This is a genomic window from Pseudomonas sp. MT3 (assembly GCF_054720805.1).
In genome coordinates, this window is the sequence record NZ_JBTVPY010000002.1 from 97,659 (window position 1) to 116,451 (window position 18,793).

Here is an 18,793-nt window from a genome sequence, read left to right on the forward strand (position 1 = left end):
GTTCTGGCTTTGCACACAAACCAAAAAAAGCCGTGCATACAAAATCCGAGTAGCCCATGAATTCCAGTCCCGCTCACCTGTCCGGCGTTTCCTCCATCCAACCTATCGACAGCGCGGCGTCCAGCAATGATGCCGCGCCAACCCTGAGCCCGCGTCTGTACAGCGCCGACCTCGCCCCGACCAAGGCCCAGGGCCGCAGTTGGGGGCGTTACAGCCTGTTCGCATTGTGGACCAACGATGTACACAACATCGCCAACTATTCATTTGCCATCGGACTCTTCGCCCTCGGCATGAGCGGCGCGCAGATCCTCGCCGCCTTCGCCTTCGGCGCGCTGGTGATCTACGCGCTGATGAACCTGTCCGGCTACATGGGCCAGAAGACCGGCCTGCCCTACCCGGTGATGTGCCGCATCAGCTTCGGCATCCACGGTGCGCAGGTGCCGGCGCTGATCCGCGCGGTAATCGCCATCGCCTGGTTCGGCATCCAGACCTACCTCGCTTCGGTGGTCCTGCGCGTGCTGCTCACCGCCATCGCCCCGGGTCTTGCGGCCTACGACCAGGACTCGATCCTTGGCCTGTCGACCCTGGGCTGGATCACCTTCCTCGGCATCTGGTGCGTGCAGTTGGTGATCTTCGCCTACGGCATGGAGATGGTGCGCCGCTACGAATCCTTCGCCGGCCCGGTGATCCTGGTCGCCTTCGCCTCCCTGGCGGGCTGGATGTATTGGCGCGCCGGCCTGTCGATCTCCTGGTCCAGCGGCAACGCGCCGAGCGGTTCGGCGATGTGGCTGAAGGTCTTCGGCGCCGCCGCGCTGTGGGTCTCGCTGTACGGCACCATGATCCTCAATTTCTGCGACTTCACCCGTAACTGCCCGGACCGCCGCACCATCAGCGTCGGTAACTTCTGGGGCCTGCCGGTGAACATGCTCGGCTTCGCGCTGATCGCCGTGGTGCTCGCCGGCGCGCAATTCAGCATCGACGGCCGGCTGGTACAGAATCCCACCGAGATCGTCGCCGCCATCCCCGACACCTTCGGCCTGGTGCTGGCCTGCCTGGCCTTCCTGATCGTCACCGTGGCGGTGAACATCATGGCCAACTTCGTCGCCCCGGCCTACGTGCTCACCAACCTCGCGCCGAACCTGCTGAACTTCCGCCGCGCCGGCCTGCTCAGCGCCACCATCGCGGTGCTGATCCTGCCTTGGCACCTGTACAACAGCCCGGCGGTGATCGTGTATTTCCTCGGCGGCCTGGGCGCGCTGCTCGGCCCGCTGTACGGCATCATCGTCACCGACTACTACCTGGTGCGCCGTGGCCGGGTGAATCTGCCGGAGCTGTACAGCGAAAGCCGCGACACCGCCTACCACTACAGCGGCGGCGTCAACCTGCGCGCCGTGGCGGCGTTCGTCCCGTCGGCGCTGATCGCCATCGTGCTGGCGCTGCTACCGGCCTTCGAAACACTGTCGCAGTTCTCCTGGTTCTTCGGCGCCGGCCTCGGCGCACTGATCCACTTCGCCCTGGCCGACCGCAAGCGCTCCCATGTGGACGTTTCCGGCGAATCCATCGCGGTGGATGCCGCGCACCACTGAGTCTGTCGATGAACAACAAGGCCGCCCACGGGCGGCCTTTCGTCGTTCAGGGCACCAGCAGGAAGTCCAGCACCGCGCCTTCGAACTCGCGGGGAAACTCGATGTTCGACAGGTGCACCGCCGGCAGCGTAAGCAGGCGCGCGCCGGGGATCGCATCGGCGATCAGCTCGCCATGAAAGGCAGCGGTAACGGTATCGAACTGCCCGGCGATCCCCAGCGTCGGCAGACGAACCGCCCTCAGCGCCTGCCGCAGATCCGCTCCCTGCACGGCGGCGAACGAACCGGCCAACCCATGCCGGTTGGTCGCCAGCAGCGTGGCGCGGAACGGCGCCACGTCCGGGCGCTCCGACGCCAGCCAGGACGCCGGGAACCAGTTGGCGAGGAAGGTCGCGGCGGTATCCGCTGGAAGGCAGGGGATCGATTGGAGAACGCCGTCGATTTACCAGCGATCGGCCGATAAAGCCGACGGGCGCGGATTGCAGGGTGGGCGGCAGTCTGCGATTATTTGCGAATAGTTCTCGTTATTAAGATATTTCCCGACTTCGGGCATGGGGGAGCAAAGGGTGTCGGCCATCCAGATTGGCAATGGCGAACGCGTGGGTGCACTGTACCGCGATCATCGCGACTGGCTGACCGCCTGGCTCAACCGCAGCCTGGGCTGCGTGCAGCGCGCGGAAGACCTGAGCCAGGACACCTTCGTCCGCGTGCTCGGCCGCCGCGAGCTGCCGTCCCTGCGCGAGCCCCGCGCCTTCCTGGTGACCGTCGCCAAGGGCCTGCTGGTGGACCACTGGCGCCGGATGGCGCTGGAACAGGCCTATCTGGAGGAACTGCAGCACCTGCCCGAGGCCGTGCAGCCCTCGGCGGAAGAGCACTGCCTGATCCTCGCCGACCTGCGCGAAATCGATCGCCTGCTGGGCAGCCTGTCCGCCCGCGCGCGCAGCGCCTTCCTGCTCAACCGCCTGGACGGTCTCGGTCACGCCGAGATCGCCGAACAGCTCGGCGTCTCCGTGCCCCGCGTACGCCAGTACATTGCCCAGGGCCTGCGCCAGTGCTACATCGCCCTCTACGGAACGCCGACGTGAATGGCCCCGTCTCCCTGCGTGTCCTCGACGAGGCGATCAGTTGGCAACTGCGACTGGGCTCCGGCGAGACACGCCCCGACGACGAGGCGGCCTTCAGCCGCTGGCATGCCGAGCACAGCGAGCACGCCCGCGCCTGGAGCCAGTTGGGCATGCTCGACCGTAGCCTCGCCGGCGCCACGCCCCTGGCTGCGCGCAATGCCCTGCTGCGTTCGCCGCGGGAAGCGCGGCAGAAGGTCCGCCGGTTGGCGGGCAGCGGCCTGTCGCTGCTGCTGGTCGGCGCACTGGCCCTCGGCGTGGGCAACCGCTACCTACCCGTGCAGTACGCCTTCTCCGACCTGCTCACCGGCACCGGCGAACAGCGCGAGTTGCGCCTGCCCGACAACACCCTGCTGCGGCTCAACAGCCGCACCGCCGTGGACGTGCGCTTCGACGCCGGACAGCGCCGCATCGTGCTGCTTTCCGGCGAGATCCTGATCGAAACCGCCCACGGCGACAGCCGGCCGTTCATCGTCGAGACCCGCGACGGCCGTCTGCGCGCCCTGGGCACGCGCTTCCTGGTGGAGCGCGACGGCGACGACGGCACCCTGCTCAGCGTCCTGCACTCGGCGGTCGCCGCGCGCCCCGGACAGTTGGCGGAAGAAAAGGTCATCGCCCAGGGCCAGCACGTGCGCGTACGGCCCGACGGCCTCGGGCCGGTGCAGGGCAACAGCGTCACCGCCGACGCCTGGACCCACGGCATGCTGGTGGTGGACAACGTGCGCCTGGCCGACCTGGTCGAGCGCCTGTCGCGGGAAAGTCCGGGCTACCTCGGCGTCGACCCGGCGGTGGCGGACCTGCGCATCACCGGCAGCTTCCCGCTGAAGAACATCGACCTGGCGCTCAGCTCGCTGGAGCCGGCGCTGCCGGTGCGGATCGAGAAGCACGGCCCCTGGTGGTCGCGCGTGGTGCCGCGCGGCTGAGGGATATCTGTCCTGTAGGAGCGAGCTTGCTCGCGAACAGAATCTCCCGAAAGCACAGGCATCAATGGGGTTCGCGAGCAAGAACTAGGCGTCCCCCTCGATCCTACGAAGAGCCATCCGCACCGACCACAGAGGGCATCGCAAAAATATTTTCACCCAGCCCTATCACTTTTCAATTCTCGCCCGGCAAGGAGGCATCGAGAACCGTTTTCATTCAGGAGTCGTTTTCAATGCGCCGCCCGTTCGAACTGTCGCTCCGTCCCTGCCTGCTGGCCACCGCCATCCTGCTGGCCACCTCTTCGGCCGTCGCCGCCGAAGCCGTGCGTGACTACCAGGTGCCCGCCGGCCCGCTGGCCAGCACCCTCAACCGCATCGCCGCCGAAGCCGGCCTGTCGCTGAGCCTCGACCCGGCGCTGGCCCAGGGCCGCAGCGCACACGCCGTACAGGGTCGCTACGATGCCGCCGGCGCGCTGCGCCAGGCGCTGCAGGGCAGCGGGCTGGAACTGGTGGAAAGCGCATCAGGCAGCTACAGCCTGCGCCCGGTGCCCAGCGACACCCTGTCGATGTCCGCCACCACCATCAGCGCCGCCCAGGAAGACCCGGACGGCCCGACCGTCGGCTACCTCGCCACCCGCACCCGCGCCGGCACCAAGACCGACACCCCGCTGCTGGAAGCCCCGCGCTCCATCTCGGTGGCCACCCGCGAGCAGATGCAGGACCGCAACGTACAGAGCCTGGACGACGCGGTACGCTACATGCCCGGCGTGATCGCCAGCAGCTACGGCAACGACACTCGCGCCGAGTGGCTGAAGGTGCGCGGCTTCGAGCCGACCCAGTTCCTCGACGGCCTGCCGCTGCCCAAGGGCTCCTACGTGATGCCCAAGCTGGAAACCTGGGACCTGGAGCGCGTCGCCCTGCTACGCGGCCCGGCGTCCTCGCTGTACGGCCAGACCCCGCCCGGCGGCCTGCTGGACATGACCAGCCGCCGTCCGCAGGCCGAAAGCAGTCACGAAGTGCAGCTGCAGGTCGGCAGCTACGAGCACAAGCAGATTTCCTTCGACAGCACCGGCAAGGTCGACGATGCTGGCAACCTGCTCTACCGCGTCAGCGGCGTGGTGCGCGACAGCAACACTCAGGTCGATCATGTCGACAACAAGCGCTACAACATCGCGCCGAGCCTGACCTGGAACTTCGACGAAGACACCAAGCTGACCTTCCTCTCCCAGTTCAACCGCGACGACACCGGCATCACCAGCCAGTTCCTGCCGCTGCAGGGCACCAAGCTGTCCACCCCGGCAGGCGAGGTGAAGTACCACGAGAACCTGGGCGACCCGGACTGGGAGTTCTACGACAAGACCTACTACGCCCTGGGTTACGCCTTCGAGCACCGCATCAACGACGTCTGGCAGTTCCGCCAGAACCTGCGCTACACCAAGAGCGACCTGTCCTTCCAGGGCATCACCGCCGGCGGCAGCGCGACCTCGGTGGCCGACGACGGCACCCTGTCCCGTGGCGCCAACGTGGTGGATGAAGACATCAGCCAGTTCGCCATCGACAACAACCTGCAGGCCGACTTCTCCACCGGCCCGCTCAAGCACACCCTGCTGCTGGGCCTGGATCACCAGCGCGCCAACACCAACTACAAATGGCTGTATGGCACCGCGCCGACCAGCAATATCAACAAGCCGATCTACGGCCAGGACTTCAGCAACGTCGTCTACACCGCGTACAACGACTACAACCAGAAGATGCGCGATACCGGCCTGTACGCCCAGGACCAGATCGCCCTCGACAACTGGCGCCTGACCCTCGGCGGCCGCCAGGACTGGGCCCACACCGGTTCGAAGTTCTATAACGCCGATGGCGCTACCGATACCCGCCGCGACAGCCAGTTCAGCGGCAACGCGGCGCTCAGCTATGTGTTCGACAACGGCGTGGCGCCCTACGTCTCCTACGCCGAGTCGTTCCAGACCGAAGCCGGCGGCACCAACGGCGCGGCCTTCGAGCCGAGCACCGGCAAACAGGTGGAACTGGGCGTGAAGTACCAGCCGCTCGGCACCGACCTGATGCTCAGCGCCGCCGTCTACGACCTGACCCGCAAGAACATCGTCCTCACCGGCAGCGACTTCATCAGCCGCCCGGTGGGTGAAGCGCAGGTCCGTGGCTTCGAACTGGAAGCAGTGGGCAACGTCACCGAGAACCTCAAGGTGACCGCCGCCTACACCTACGCCAACAGCAAGATGACCAAGGTCGCCAACCCGCTGGACAAGAACCGTCCGCTGCCGCTCACCCCGGAAAACCAGGCCTCGCTGTGGGCCGACTACACCTGGCATGACGGTCTGCTCGACGGTTTCGGCCTGGGCTTCGGCACCCGCTACGTCGGCGAGACCCACAACATCGCCATCGGCAGCATGGGCTACGTGCGCGACAAGTCGGACGGCGACACCGGTTCCTACACCCTCTACGACGCCGCGGTGCACTACGACCTCGGCCGCCTCGACAACAGCCTCAACGGCCTGAACGTCGCGCTGAATGCCAACAACGTATTCGACAAGGAATACATCTCCACCTGCGACGGCTTCTACTGCTACTACGGCGACCGTCGCAACGTGGTGGCAAGCGTCAACTACAAGTTCTGACGCCCACGCAGCGCCACAGGCACCCGTAGGGCGCATAACGCGCCAGCGTTATCCGCCGGCACAACGGCGGATAACCTGTTCCAGGTTATTCGCCCTACGCTCCCGGTGGCCCGCGCAACGCGGGCCCTGCTCAACGCACCACTTCTCCCCAGACCACGCTCGCATCGTCATGGATCTTCAAGCGCGGATAATCCAGCGCCTGGTCATCGGCGCTTTCCAGTGCGCGCAATTCCTCGATCAGCGCTTCCACGCCACGCTCGGGTAATGCCCAGAACAGCGCGTCCAGGTCGTAGCGGCGAAAATCCAGCAACCGGCCGAAGCCATCGGTCACCAGCATGAACGCCTTCAGGCCCGCAGGGTCGAGCACTCGGCGTTGCACATGGGGAATCCAGCGTTCGCTCGGGTCCAGACACCAGTAGCCTTCCGGCGTGTTGGCCAGCGCACGGTTGCGCCGCACCCATTCGCGACTGGCCTGCCAGAGTTGCGCATGACTCCACTCCGGGTTCGCCTCGCGCAGTGCCAGCAGGCGCTGCACCGACTGGCGATCGATCTCTTCCAGCGGCGTGTCGCCGAAGCTCTCGACGCGGCCATCGTCCCAGGCCAGGTGGATGCAGGTATCGCAGAGGTTGAGCAATTCCAGCGAGCCGTCGCCCAGCACCCGCAGCAGGCTCAGGCAAGCGGTGGGCAGGTTGAGATCCAGGCTCACCGCCACGCCGGAATCGCGCTGGAAATCCGCGGCGATACCCGCCTGCAAGTGCGCCAGCAGCTCGCTGGTCGGTCGATACGGCTGCTCTTCCAGCAGCCGCTGCAGGTGCGCATTGGCGCTCTGCGCCAGCCAGCGCGCGTCGCTCTCGCCACCCACCAGCCCCTGTCCGAGACTGGTCGCACCGTCCAGCACCCAGGCCGCCTGCGCGGTGTAGCCGATCGCATCGTCGTTCACCGGTGAACCCTGGCGGCAGGCTGCCCCGCGTACGGAAATCGTCGTCACACCCCGTTCTCCTTCGTTTCGTCGGCCACACTGACCGGCGTACAGTCTCATCACCCTTTGGACTCTGCCAAGGAGAGCCCCATGCTTCGCGTCCTGCCCCTCCCCCTGAGCGGCCTGCTGCTGACCGGCCTGCTGCTGACCGGCCTGCTGCTGACCAGCGGCGCCCATGCCGCCGAGGTGAAGTACTTCGACCTGCCCAAGGGCTCCGGCCCCCATGACGTAGCGCCCACCGCGGACGGCAAGGTCTGGTACACCGCGCAACGCCTCGGCTCACTCGGCCGTCTCGATCCGCAAACCGGCGAAACCGAGCAGATCAGCCTGGGCAAGGGCTCCGCGCCCCACGGCGTGGTCGCCGGCCCCGATGGCGATGCCTGGATCACCGATGGCGGGCTCAATGCCATCGTCCACGTCGACAGCGAGCGCCTGGGCGTGGAAGTCATTCCGCTGCCCAAGGAAGCCGCCAACGCCAACCTCAACACTGCTGTATTCGATGACGATGGCATTCTGTGGTTCACCGGGCAGAATGGTTTCTACGGCCGCCTCGACCCCACGACCCGCGCACTCAAGGTCTGGGCGGCGCCCAAGGGCAAGGGTCCGTACGGTATCGCCGTGACGCCCGACGGCGAACTCTGGTATGCCTCGCTGGCCGGCGGCTACGTCGGCCATATCGACCCGGTCGGCGACAAGGTCACCCGTATCGACCCGCCCAGCGCCGCCAGCGGCCCGCGCCGGCTATGGTCCGACTCGGTCGGGCGGCTGTGGATCAGCCAGTGGAGCGCCGGCCAGCTGGCACGCCTGGATCCCGACAACAACCAGTGGAAAACCTGGAAGCTGCCGGGCGATCATCCGCAGCCCTACGCCCTTTACGTCGATGGCATGGACCAGGTCTGGCTGAGCGACTTCGCCAGCAACGCCATCCTGCGCTTCGACCCGCAAAGCGAACGATTCACCACCTATCCGAGCGACCGCGAGCACGCCAACGTGCGCCAGTTGCTGGGCCGGCCGGGCGAGGTCTGGGGCGCCGAATCCGGCACCGACCGCCTGGTGGTCATCCACGAATGAACGCCGAGGAGAACCCATGAGCGTCCGCCCCATCCTGTTCCACGCCGCCGCCTCGCCCTTCGTGCGCAAGGTCATGGTCCTGCTGCATGAGACCGGCCAGCTCGACCGGGTCGAGCTCTACGCCGCCGTCCACACGCCCATCGCACCGGACACCGGCGTGCTGCAGGACAACCCCGCCGGCAAGATTCCCGCCCTGCGCCTGGCCGACGGCCAGACCCTGCACGACAGTCGGGTGATCTTCGACTACCTCGACCAGCAGCATGCCGGCGAACCGCTGATCCCGCGCCAGGGCCCGGCCCGCTGGCGGCGCCTGACCCTGGCCTCGCTGGCCGACGCGGTGATGGATGCCTCCGTGCTGATCCGCTACGAAACCGCCATGCGTCCACCGGAAAAGCACTGGGACCAATGGCTGGACAACCAGCAGTTGAAGATCGTCCGCACCCTCGCCTACTTCGACGGCCCGGCCCACGCCGAACTGGCCGAGCGCTTCGACGTCGCCGCCATCGGCGTGGCCTGCGCCCTGGGCTACCTGGACTTCCGCCAGCCGCACTGGGACTGGCGCACCGAGTACCCGCGGCTGGCCCAGTGGTTCGCCGAGGTCAGCCAGCGGCCATCGATGCAGGCCACGGTTCCTGCCTGAATCATCGATGGCTATCGCTGCGCTCCTGCGCAAAACAGTCCTGGTGTCGCGCCGGCTGACTCCAGACTTGCCAGCCGGCGCCGCCCAGCACCCTCTCCCTTTGGGAGACGACTGCATGGATGCAGGAGGTAGGGCGACGCAGGACACTAAAGCCGAGGGCTGGGGTGAGGGCATAGCCGGCGCGCCAGAACTTCACCTCGCATCGACCGTGCCGCACCACCCTGCGCTGAAACCGCTCGTCACGCACCACTCGCCGCCCCATCCCCTGCTCGAACAACCCGGCGACCCGCCGCGCCAGCCGCCGGCCCACTTCGCGCTCCTCGCGCAGTCCGTTCCACGCACTCATGACGTCTTCCCCAGTCGGTAGATCGGCAGCGCCAGCAGCAGGCCGAGCTGGGCCACGCCCATGCACATTTCCAGGAAGGAACGCACATGGGGATTGTTCGCCGCATCCTCGACGCCGGTGAGTTGTGTCCACAGGTCGCCCGGCAGCAACAGCGCCAGGTGCGCCAGCGGCTTGCCGGTGGCCACCAGCAGGGCGATCCAGTCGAAGCGGCCGAGCAGCATCAGCACCGGCAGGCACAGGCCACTGAGCAGCAGGCCGGCCAGCAGGCACAGGGAAAACCGCATCAGGTTGGGCATTTGTCTTCTCCTCAGCGCTGCACGCGCACGTCGTCCAGGGAAAATTCCAGATCGTCGCCACGGGGCTTGCCGATGCCGTACCAATCCAGCCGGCGGGTCAACACCATCACGCCGCCGAGCACGCCGAACAGCAGCAGCGAACCCATCAGCAAGGCGTAGTCCTCGGCGCTGAGCAGCGCGTAGAGCATCCCGTAGAGCCCTGCCAGCCCGACGCTGAACCCGGCTCCGCGCCACAGGCTGCGCAGCACGTGGCAGAGGTAGAAACCGATCAGCCCGACACAGGCGCCGGCGGAAATCAGATAGGCCAGCTCGAAGCCGACATGTTCGGAGAGCGACAGCAGCAACAGGTAGAACAGCGCCAGCGCCATGCCCACCAGGGCGTACTGGATGGGGTGCACCGACAGGCGCTTGAGCACTTCGAAGAGGAAGAAGCCGGCGAAGGTGAGGACGATGAACAGCAGCGCGTACTTCACCGCGCGGTCGGTCTTCAGGTACTGGTCCACCGGGTCCACCAGCGCCACGCCGAAGCGGTGCTGGCCGAACTCGCTGCACTCCGCCGAACTGGCACGGGAGGCATCCGAGTCGACCGCTTCGACCGCACGGGCGACGTCGGCCTGGGCCGGCGCGGTGCAGGCGCGCAGCTGGTCCTCCAGGTTGGTGGCGAAGAAGCTGGTGCGCCAGCGCGCACTGAAGCCCTGGTCGCTGACGCTGCGTTCGGTGGGCAGGAACTCGCCGCCGAAGCTGGGGTGCGGCCAATCAGAGACCAGGTTGACCTGGCTGTCGCGGCCGACCGGGGTGATGTCCAGGCGACTGCTGCCCAGCAGCGACAGCTCGAAGGAATAGTCGAAGCGCTGCTCGCGGTCGCTGGCCTTGAACGGCAGCACGGCGTGCACGCCATTGCCGAGGAACCGACTCTGGGTGCCCGGCTGGAAGTCGCGCAGCTCGTCGCCGACCTTCAACTTCGGCGCGTTCTCGATACCGCGCACATCGCTGATGCCCACTGCCAGCAGGGGAGCGTCGAAGCGATAGCTCTCCAGGTCGCTGCCGATGCCGTAGTTGGCCGGTAGCACGAAGCTGCCGCTGACCTGGCTGTCCGCGTGGTACAGGCGCGCCTCGTAGATGCCGCGATGGCGCAGCTCGGTGCGCATCTGCCCATCGAGCAGGAAGGTCTCCGGCAGGAAGTACAGGCGGCCGCGCACCTCGCGCTCCTGCAACACGCGCTGCTGGCTCGCCTTGTCCAGGCGCCAGACACGGACGGTGCGACTGTAGGGCACGACCACCAGCGGGCCGGTGAGCTGCTGGCTGTAGCTGGCGCTGCGGGCGATGTCCCGCAGGACTTCGTCGCGGTAGTTCTGACGCTCGTCGACCAGGCCGTCGATCATCAGCAGGGGGATCAGCAGGAGGACGATCAGCAGGGCGATGGCGCCGAGCTTGATGCCGAGTTGGCGATTCATTGAGGGCTTCTCCGTAGGTGGACGACGGAGCAAGCCTGGGGCCCGCGCGTGGGGGCGCCTGGGCGGGAATGTGGAGACTGTGTGGGATTTGTGTGGCGCTGGCTTTTCGTAGGAGCGAGCTTGCTCGCGAACAATCCCCGCTGCGGAATCGGTTCGCGAGCAAGCTCGCTCCTACGAGGGCAAAAGCAGGCTCGCCCGCACCCCACCCTCGGCGTTCTCCACGCACAGCTCACCGCCATGCAACGCCGCCACTTCGGCCACGAAGTTGAGGCCGAGCCCGGTGCTCTTGCGCCCGCTGGACGGGCGCGGCAGGGAATAGAAACGCTCGGTCAGGCGCGGCAGGGCGAACTGCGGAATGGCGTCGCCCTGGTTGAACAGTTCTACGCGCCAGCCCTCGCCTTCGGGCTGCGCGTCAAAGCGGATGACACCGCCCGCCGGCGTGAAATCCAGCGCATTGTCCAGCAGATTGCCCAGCGCCTGGCGCAGCAGGAAACGCTCGCCCGTCACCGTCGCCTGGGGCGGGATATCGTTCGCCAGTTGCACGCCCTGCCCACGCGCCAGCCGCTCGTCGATCAATTCATCGACCAGCTCGTGCAGGGTCACCTGCACCCGCTCTTCCAGCCCCTGGCGCTGCTCCACCTGGGCCAGGTTCAACAGGCGCTCGATCAACTGCTGCAGCCGCTCGCTTTCCCCGGCGATGTTGCCGACGAAGCGCGCCCGCTGCTCGGCGGGCATCTCCCCTTCGAGCAATTCCGCCGCGCCACGGATCGCCGCCAGCGGGCTTTTCAATTCGTGGGTCAGGGTGTGCACGTAGCGCTCGACGTAAGCCTTGCCCTCCAGCTGCACGCGCATGCGCTCCACCGCATCGGCCAACTGCGCCATCTCGCCGCCCCGGTAGCGCGGCAGCTCCGCTCGCCGGCCTTCGCTGACCGCCTGGGCGTAGCGGGTCAGTCGATCCAGCGAGCGGCTCAGCCACCAGGACAGCAGCGCGCCGACCAGCAGTCCGAGGACGATCAGCCCGGCGCCGAGCCACGCCAGGCGACGCTGGGAGCGGTCGATGTAGGGTTGCAGGGTGCGGTTGGGCTTGGACACCGACACTACGCCGATGATCCTCTCCCCATCGCGGATCGGCGCGGCGACGTACATCACAGAGGATTCCGGGTCATCCGCCGACTCACGGCTGGAACGCGCGCCGTACTGCCCGCGCAGGGTCAGGTAGACGTCGTTCCAGCGCGAATAGTCCTGGCCCACGGCCTGACCGAGGGAGTCGAGCAGGACGATGCCGCGCGCATCGGTGACGTAGATGCGGTGGTTCACCGCCGTCTTGTTCACCCCCCAGATATCCGCCTGCGGGCTGCGCGCACCGTAGGCGCGGAGCATCTCGGGCAGCCGGCTCTGGTCGAGGCTGCCGTTCTTCACGTCGGCCTGCAGCACCTCGGCCAGCAGGTTGGCGGTGTCCACCAGGGTCTCTTCGCTGGACTGGCGCACGCCGGGACGGATCTCGTCCATCACCGTGCGCAGGACGAACCAGCCGGTCAGCCCGACGAACAGGAAATAGACCAGGAAGATCCGCAGCGACAGGCGCATCAGCTCTTGTCCGGCGCGTAGCTGTAGCCCAGGCCGCGATGGGTCTGGATCGGCTCGGCGGTGGCGGCGACCTGGCGCAGCTTGGCGCGCAGGCTCTTGATGTGACTGTCGACGTTGCGCTCGTAGCCGGCGTCGGCGGCGACGCCCAGGGCATCGAGCAACTGCTCGCGGCTGAACACTCGCTCGGGGCGCGCCAGCAGGGTCTGCAGCAGGCGGAACTCATGGCGGGTCAGCGCCAGCGGCTGGCCGTGATAGCGGATCGACGCACGCTCCTCGTCCACCTCGAACGCTCCGCTGCCATTGCTCGCAATGGGCGCCTCGCGCGGCGCGGTGCGCTTGAGGATGGCCTTCACCCGCGCGGCGACCTCGCGCGGGCTGAATGGTTTGACCACGTAGTCGTCGGCGCCGATCTCCAGGCCCACCACCCGGTCGATCTCGGCGTCGCGGGCGGTGAGGAAGATCACCGGCACCTCGGAGAAGCGCCGCAGCCGTTTGCAGGCTTCGAAGCCGCTGATGTCGGGCAGGCCGACATCGAGGATGACCAGGTCGAACGCCTCGCGCTGCAACCGCTCCAGCGCCACGCCGGCCAGGCTCAGCCAGGTGGTCGCGAAGCCTTCGGCCTGCAGCGCGTAGAGCAGCGTGTCGGCGATGGCGGCTTCATCTTCGACGATGAGGATGTGCGGCATAAGGCTCCGGCTCCGTGGAAACTGCCGGCACGGTGCCGCAAGCCCGGCACCGCGTCAATCGGGGTCTCAGCCGCCGGAGCAGGTCGGCTTGCCGGCGGCGAAGCGTTCGCCGGGATCGATCGCGACGTGGAATTTGCGCAGGCCCTTGGTGCCCATCAGGAACGGATAGTTGAAGTGGCTGCGGTCGGTCAGGTTGACCTCGATAGTGCGCTGGTCGCCGCCCAGGCACACCGGCAGCTCGATCACCGGGCGCTGGCTCAGGCCGGGGTTGCTGTCTTCCTCTTCGTCCTCGGCGGCGCCTTCGGAGCGGTTCTTGATCTTGGAGATGCGCAGCAGCTTGTGCTCGTACACCGAGTCGCCGCCCTCCTTGGTGGCCAGCTTGAAGCGCACCCAGTCCTCGCCGTCGCGCTGGAAGATCTGGATGTCCCTGGCCGACAGCGACGAGGTGTAGGCACCGGTGTCCATCTTCGCCTGCAGCGTCTGGTCGAGTTCGGGCAGGCTGACCCATTCGTAGCGGCCATAGAGCTTGGGTTCGGCGGCCAGCACCAGGCTGGGCAGAGCGAACAGGGAAAGCAGGGCGAGGGCGCGTTTCACGCAGAATCTCCGGGGTGAGGCATGTGCGCATAGGACTAGCACGACGGCCCTTGGTTCGCCATACCATCCCCGCTTGGGCCACGGGAATTGTCTGCGTATCATGGCCGCGCCACCGTCGCACAAGGAATCGGATCGTCATGCGGGCACACTCCCTGCAGGCATTGACCGGCGTCATCGCCGGCGTCCTGTTGCTGCTCAACACCCTGATCCTGATCGGCCCGATGCTGCTGATCGCGCTGCTCAAGCTGATCGTCCCCGGCCAGGCGGCCAGGGACGCCTGCTCGCGCGGGGTGATGTGGATCGCCGAGACCTGGGCGGAGATCGACAAGGCCGTCTTCGCGCTGATGACCCCGACCGTCTGGGACATCCGTGGCGGCGACAACCTGCGTGGCGACACCTCCTACCTGGTGATCAGCAACCACCAGTCCTGGGTCGACATTCCGGCGCTGGTGCAGGCCTTCAACCGCAAGACGCCCTACTTCAAGTTCTTCCTGAAGAAGGAACTGATCTGGGTGCCCTTCCTCGGCCTGGCCTTCTGGGCGCTGGACTACCCCTTCATGAAGCGCTACGGCAAGGCCTTCCTGGAGAAGCACCCGGAACTCAAGGGCAAGGACCTGGAGATCACCAAGGCCGCCTGCGAGAAGTTCAAGCGCATGCCGGTGACCGTGGTGAACTACCTCGAAGGTACCCGCTTCACCCCGGCCAAGCAGGCCAACCAGCAATCCCCCTACAAGCATCTGCTGCGCCCCAAGGCGGGCGGCGTGGCCTTCGTGCTGGCGGCATTGGGCGAGCAACTGGATACCCTGCTGGACGTCACCCTGGTCTACCCCAAGGGCCCGCGGCCGGGCTTCTGGGATCTGCTGTGCGGACGCGTGCCGCGGGTGATCGTGGATATCCAGGCCCGCGAGATCGACCCTGCGCTGTGGCAGGGCGATTACGAGAACGACCCCGAGTTTCGCCAGTACGTGCAGGCCTGGGTGTCACGCCTGTGGGAAGAGAAGGACGCGCGCATCGAGGCGCTGCGCCAGACCTTCTGAACCGGGCCTACGCCCCGCGCCCGGTGACCGGCGGAGTCTGCAATGCCGGCGAGGCGGGCATGCCCCAGAGGCCGCCGAGCGTGCCGAGCAACTGGCTGCTCAGACCCTGTTCGGTGAAGTAGTCGAGGATCACCCCGGCGAAGCGGCCGATCATCGACTGGTCCATGCCCAGCACACCGAAGATCTGGTCGACATCCTGCAGGTTGTTGATTCCCCCGAGCAGCGCCGCGGCGCCGCCCAGCCCACCCAGCATGCCCCCCAGGTCGCCCACGGAACCGCTGCCGGCGAGCTGCTGCATGTCCGGCATGGCCTTCTGCAACTGGGTGCTGTCGCTGTCCTTCAGGGTATTCAGGGCCAGTCCCAGCAAGGCGCCGGTGCCGCCAATGGCCTGCTGTTCGCTGACACCCAACTGATGGGTCAGGTGGGTCAGCAGCGCGCTGGCCGTCTGCGCGGGCGCTTCGGCTGCCGGCGCCGGCTCGGCGTTCTCGGCAAAGGTGGCGGCGAACACGGGAGATACGGCCAGCCAGGCGGCGGCCAGAACAACGGCGGATTTGGCGGACATCGACGACTCCGAGGAGGATGCCCGGCCCCGAACAGGGACCGGGTCGCCGATTCGACCCGGCGGGCCGCCAGCGGTTCCGCACCGGCCGGCGGCCCGTTAACTCAGGCGCCTGCGCCCCAGAGCCCGCTCAGGCTGCTCAGCAGTTGGCTGTTCACGCCCTGCTTGCCGAAATAGTCCAGCAGCACGCCGGCGAACTTGCCACTCATGCTCTGATCCATGCCCAGCGCACCGAAGGCCTTGTTCACATCGCCCAGGTTGCTGACGTTGCCCAGCAGGCCGCTGGACGCGCTGCCGCCGAGGTCGCCGAGCTGACCGCCCAGGCCGCCCAGCGCACTGCTGCCCGACAGCTTGTCGAGGCCGGGGACGGCCTGCAGCAATTGCGAGTAGTCGCCGCCACTGAGTTTGTTCTTGGCCAGTCCCAGCAGCGCGCCGGTACCGCCCAGGGCCTGTTCGTCGCTGACCCCGAGCTGGCCGGTCAGGGCGCTGAGCAGGCCGCTGGCCTGTGGCGTGGTGGCGACCTGCGCGGTGCTGCCGCCGGTAGCGCCGGACACCGCCTTGGCGGCGTCACCGAGGTTGAAGGCAAATGCGGAAGACGCCGCCAGCACGGTGGCCAGGGCGAGGGTGACTCGGGGTTTGACGGACATCGCTGTCTCCTCTGGAAATTCCGGCAAGCGACCGGACGCCATATCGACCGGTCGGCAGTGACATCGTTCCGCCATGTCCGACGCCCGCGGCGGAACGCGGCACTCGATCACAACGGCGGAAGAAAGGGGCCGATAAAGGTCTAGCACAGGTGTTCCGAACTGCGGAACCTGAACCTGCGATGGGCAGCCGGTCCCGGCACCGAAACATCCGGCCAGGTCACGACGGCGCGAATTTTCCAACTTGCGCCAGGATTCCCTAAGCTAGAGCCATCCCTGACCGATGGATCGATCATGAGCGAACCCTTCACCCTGACGCCCCGCGTGGCCCGCCTGCTGCCCTGGCTGGTGGCCATCGCCTTCTTCATGCAGGCCCTGGACGGCACCATCCTCAACACCGCGCTACCGAGCATGGCCCACTCGCTCAACGAAGATCCGCTGCGCATGCAGGGCGTGGTGATCGCCTACCTGCTCACGGTGGCGCTGCTGATCCCCTCCTCCGGGTGGATTTCCGACCGTTTCGGTACGCGCCGGGTGTTCCTCTTCGCGATCTTCCTGTTCAGCCTCGGCTCGCTGCTCTGCGCGCTCTCCCCCACCCTCGGCACCCTGGTGGCCGCCCGGGTGGTGCAGGGCGTCGGCGGCGCGCTGATGATGCCGGTGGGACGCCTGGTAATCCTGCGGGTCTACCCGCGCAGCGAGCTGGTGCGGATCCTCAGCTTCGTCACCATCCCCGGCCTGCTCGGCCCACTGACCGGCCCGACGATGGGAGGCTGGCTGGTGGAGTACGCCAGCTGGCACTGGATCTTCCTGATCAACCTGCCGGTGGGGCTGATCGGCTTTCTCGTCGCCCTGCGCCTGATGCCGGACCTGCGCGGCGTACGGGCGACGCGCTTCGACACGATCGGCTTCCTGCTGTTCGGCGGCTCTATGGTGCTGATCACCATCGCCCTGGAAGGCCTGGGCGAGCTGCGCATGCCCCACGTGCGCGTGGTCCTGCTGCTGGTGGGCGGCCTGGTGCTGCTGGCGGCCTACTGGCTGCGCGCGCTGCGCATCGAGGCGCCGCTGTTCCCACCGGCACTGTTCACCACCCGCACCTTCGCCGTGGGCGTGCTGGGCAACCTGTTCGCGCGACTGGGCAGCGGCTCCCTGCCCTTCCTCACGCCGCTGCTGCTGCAGGTCGGCCTGGGCTTCTCGCCCTCCAAGGCCGGCATGACGATGATTCCGATGGCCCTGGCGGCGATGGTCATCAAGTCGCTGGCCAAGCCGCTGCTGGAGCTGTTCGGCTACCGCAGGCTGCTGGTGGGCAACACCCTGCTGCTGGGCGCGCTGATCGCCAGTCTGGGGCTGGTCGACCAGAACACACCCTACGCGCTGCTGCTGGCGCAGCTGGCGGTGCTGGGCGGGATCAACTCGCTGCAGTTCACCGCGATGAACACCCTCTCGCTGATCGACCTGCGCGACGACAACGCCAGCGCCGGCAACAGCCTGCTGTCGGTGGTGATGCAGTTGTCCATCGGCATGGGCATCGCCTGCGCGGCGGCGCTGCTGGGCGGCTTCAACGGCGATCAGGAAAGCGCGCAGGGCGACGTGCTGTCGGCCTTCCACGCGACCTACTTCAGCGTTGGCCTGCTATCGATGCTGGCGGCGGCGATCTTCTTCCAGCTCAACTCCGACGACGGCCGCACGACTCCGCGCCGGGTCGACCCGGAAAACAACGTCAACGAACACTGATCAAGGCTTGCAGGTGGGCGCCAGGGTCTGGGTCTTCGAGGCGTCCACGCTGCCCAGGTGCTCCAGGCTGCGGCGGCCGAGCAACACCGGGTAGTCCAGGGTCTGCCGGTCGCGCAGGGAAAACTGCTCGCGGTAGACCTTGTTGCCCAGGCACACATCCATCAGCACCACCGGGCTGCGCTCGATGCCGCTGGCGGTCTTGAACTTCAGCACGCGCTCGACCCGCCGCTCGAAGGGCAGGCGCAGTTCCTTGCCGGTGGTGGAGTCGGTGACCATCACGTCGTACTGCACCCAGCGCTCGCCGTTCTTCTTGATCCGGGTGATGTTGCGCGCGTCCATCGAGGACGTCTGCGCCCCGGTATCCAGCTTGGCCTTGAGCGCGGCATCCTCGGGCATCAGCTTGAGCGTCTCGACCCAACCCCAGGTGCTGGGCTGAGCGGGCTCGCCGGCCGCGACCGCGCAGGTGCCGGTGAAGGCGAACAGACCGAGGGCCAGCAGGCGAAGGACGGGCGACGGCATGGATGGGAGCTCCGGAAGGGATGACGACGCATTAGGCAATAAAAAACCCCGGATGTTTCCACCCGGGGTTCTTTTGGCTGACGCCAGGGGATCTTAGTTGATCACCTGAACGCGCTCGGCCTGCATGCCTTTCTGGCCCTGCACGACTTCGAAGCTGACCTTCTGGCCTTCGGCCAGGGTCTTGAAGCCGTTACCTTCGATGGCGCGGAAGTGAACGAAAACGTCCGGGCCGCTTTCCGGGGTAATGAAGCCGTAGCCTTTGGTCTCGTTGAACCACTTGACGGTGCCGTTCTGACGATTCGACATGGTGTTCTCCTTGGAACATATTTTGAAAATTAGCCACGAGTGGCCAGGAACTGAGTTGCAAGGAGTTACAAGGAGTCG

General features: G+C 67.0%; 20 protein-coding genes. 8 read left to right on the plus strand and 12 right to left on the minus strand.

Going from position 1 to position 18,793, the window contains the following annotated elements:
• Window positions 1–56 precede the first annotated feature (56 nt).
• On the plus strand, window positions 57–1,586 hold the full coding sequence (locus tag ACYCAX_RS02275) for an NCS1 family nucleobase:cation symporter-1 (RefSeq protein ID WP_460247343.1): 1,530 nt from the start codon (window positions 57–59) through the stop codon (window positions 1,584–1,586).
• Between the two features lie 46 nt (window positions 1,587–1,632).
• Here ACYCAX_RS02275 and ACYCAX_RS02280 read toward each other — a convergent pair whose 3' ends face one another.
• Window positions 1,633–1,920 carry an alpha/beta hydrolase gene (locus ACYCAX_RS02280; RefSeq protein WP_460247344.1) on the minus strand — a complete coding sequence of 96 codons (288 nt, stop codon included), beginning with the start codon at window positions 1,918–1,920 and terminating at the stop codon, window positions 1,633–1,635.
• Window positions 1,921–2,134: 214 nt separating this feature from the next.
• Between ACYCAX_RS02280 and ACYCAX_RS02285 the strand changes: the two genes are divergently transcribed.
• The 3 genes from ACYCAX_RS02285 to ACYCAX_RS02295 all read left to right on the plus strand — a co-directional run bounded on the left by ACYCAX_RS02285 (window position 2,135) and on the right by ACYCAX_RS02295 (window position 6,266).
• Window positions 2,135–2,668 (plus strand): RNA polymerase sigma factor, encoded by a 534-nt coding sequence (locus tag ACYCAX_RS02285; protein ID WP_460247345.1) that lies wholly within the window; start codon window positions 2,135–2,137, stop codon window positions 2,666–2,668.
• Complete coding sequence (locus ACYCAX_RS02290) at window positions 2,665–3,627, plus strand: FecR domain-containing protein (RefSeq protein WP_460247346.1); 963 nt, start codon at window positions 2,665–2,667, stop codon at window positions 3,625–3,627. Before ACYCAX_RS02285 ends, ACYCAX_RS02290 begins: the two co-directional genes overlap by 4 nt.
• 230 nt (window positions 3,628–3,857) lie before the next feature.
• Entirely contained in the window at window positions 3,858–6,266 is a 2,409-nt protein-coding gene (locus ACYCAX_RS02295; protein WP_460247347.1) for a TonB-dependent siderophore receptor, read from the plus strand.
• Between the two features lie 130 nt (window positions 6,267–6,396).
• On the opposite strand, the gene ACYCAX_RS02300 is transcribed toward ACYCAX_RS02295, so the two are convergent.
• On the minus strand, window positions 6,397–7,254 hold the full coding sequence (locus tag ACYCAX_RS02300) for a protein phosphatase 2C domain-containing protein (RefSeq protein ID WP_294972954.1): 858 nt from the start codon (window positions 7,252–7,254) through the stop codon (window positions 6,397–6,399).
• 81 nt (window positions 7,255–7,335) lie between these two features.
• Here ACYCAX_RS02300 and ACYCAX_RS02305 point away from each other — a divergent pair, with 81 nt between their 5' ends.
• Window positions 7,336–8,316, plus strand: coding sequence for a Vgb family protein (locus ACYCAX_RS02305; RefSeq protein WP_294972956.1), 981 nt, complete (start codon window positions 7,336–7,338; stop codon window positions 8,314–8,316).
• A 16-nt stretch (window positions 8,317–8,332) separates the two neighbouring features.
• The gene (locus ACYCAX_RS02310; RefSeq protein WP_460247348.1) at window positions 8,333–8,956 is read left to right on the plus strand and encodes a glutathione S-transferase; all 624 of its coding nucleotides are present in this window, start codon (window positions 8,333–8,335) and stop codon (window positions 8,954–8,956) included.
• Window position 8,957: 1 nt separating this feature from the next.
• Here ACYCAX_RS02310 and ACYCAX_RS02315 read toward each other — a convergent pair whose 3' ends face one another.
• The 6 genes from ACYCAX_RS02315 to rloA2 all read right to left on the minus strand — a co-directional run bounded on the left by ACYCAX_RS02315 (window position 8,958) and on the right by rloA2 (window position 13,919).
• The gene (locus ACYCAX_RS02315; RefSeq protein WP_460247349.1) at window positions 8,958–9,302 is read right to left on the minus strand and encodes an ABC transporter substrate-binding protein; all 345 of its coding nucleotides are present in this window, start codon (window positions 9,300–9,302) and stop codon (window positions 8,958–8,960) included.
• Window positions 9,299–9,598: a hypothetical protein gene (locus ACYCAX_RS02320; RefSeq protein ID WP_015475203.1), complete on the minus strand. Its 300-nt coding sequence runs from the start codon at window positions 9,596–9,598 to the stop codon at window positions 9,299–9,301. The genes ACYCAX_RS02315 and ACYCAX_RS02320 overlap by 4 nt, the downstream gene beginning before the upstream one ends.
• 11 nt (window positions 9,599–9,609) lie before the next feature.
• Window positions 9,610–11,052 (minus strand): cell envelope integrity protein CreD, encoded by a 1,443-nt coding sequence (gene creD / locus ACYCAX_RS02325; protein ID WP_460247350.1) that lies wholly within the window; start codon window positions 11,050–11,052, stop codon window positions 9,610–9,612.
• Window positions 11,053–11,223: 171 nt separating this feature from the next.
• A complete protein-coding gene (gene creC, locus ACYCAX_RS02330; RefSeq protein ID WP_460247351.1) occupies window positions 11,224–12,639 on the minus strand; it encodes a two-component system sensor histidine kinase CreC in 1,416 nt (471 codons plus the stop codon).
• Window positions 12,639–13,325: a two-component system response regulator CreB gene (gene creB / locus ACYCAX_RS02335; protein WP_015475200.1), complete on the minus strand. Its 687-nt coding sequence runs from the start codon at window positions 13,323–13,325 to the stop codon at window positions 12,639–12,641. The genes creC and creB overlap by 1 nt, the downstream gene beginning before the upstream one ends.
• 66 nt (window positions 13,326–13,391) lie before the next feature.
• Window positions 13,392–13,919, minus strand: coding sequence for a retropepsin-like aspartic peptidase RloA2 (rloA2, locus tag ACYCAX_RS02340; RefSeq protein ID WP_460247352.1), 528 nt, complete (start codon window positions 13,917–13,919; stop codon window positions 13,392–13,394).
• A gap of 137 nt (window positions 13,920–14,056) precedes the next feature.
• Between rloA2 and ACYCAX_RS02345 the strand changes: the two genes are divergently transcribed.
• On the plus strand, window positions 14,057–14,956 hold the full coding sequence (locus ACYCAX_RS02345) for an acyltransferase (protein ID WP_015475198.1): 900 nt from the start codon (window positions 14,057–14,059) through the stop codon (window positions 14,954–14,956).
• A gap of 7 nt (window positions 14,957–14,963) precedes the next feature.
• Here the strand turns inward: ACYCAX_RS02345 and ACYCAX_RS02350 are convergent, their stop codons facing one another.
• Both ACYCAX_RS02350 and ACYCAX_RS02355 read right to left on the minus strand, forming a co-directional pair.
• Entirely contained in the window at window positions 14,964–15,518 is a 555-nt protein-coding gene (locus tag ACYCAX_RS02350; RefSeq protein ID WP_015475197.1) for a DUF2780 domain-containing protein, read from the minus strand.
• Window positions 15,519–15,619: 101 nt separating this feature from the next.
• Window positions 15,620–16,162, minus strand: coding sequence for a DUF2780 domain-containing protein (locus ACYCAX_RS02355; protein ID WP_015475196.1), 543 nt, complete (start codon window positions 16,160–16,162; stop codon window positions 15,620–15,622).
• Window positions 16,163–16,453: 291 nt separating this feature from the next.
• On the opposite strand from ACYCAX_RS02355, the gene mdtD reads away from it, so the two are divergent.
• Window positions 16,454–17,890, plus strand: coding sequence for a multidrug transporter subunit MdtD (gene mdtD, locus ACYCAX_RS02360; RefSeq protein ID WP_015475195.1), 1,437 nt, complete (start codon window positions 16,454–16,456; stop codon window positions 17,888–17,890).
• Here mdtD and rloA3 read toward each other — a convergent pair whose 3' ends face one another.
• Together rloA3 and ACYCAX_RS02370 are read right to left on the minus strand one after the other, a co-directional pair.
• Window positions 17,891–18,409, minus strand: a complete 519-nt coding sequence (gene rloA3 / locus ACYCAX_RS02365) for a retropepsin-like aspartic peptidase RloA3 (protein ID WP_294977416.1) — start codon at window positions 18,407–18,409, stop codon at window positions 17,891–17,893.
• A gap of 93 nt (window positions 18,410–18,502) precedes the next feature.
• Window positions 18,503–18,715, minus strand: coding sequence for a cold-shock protein (locus ACYCAX_RS02370; RefSeq protein WP_015475193.1), 213 nt, complete (start codon window positions 18,713–18,715; stop codon window positions 18,503–18,505).
• Window positions 18,716–18,793 lie beyond the last annotated feature (78 nt).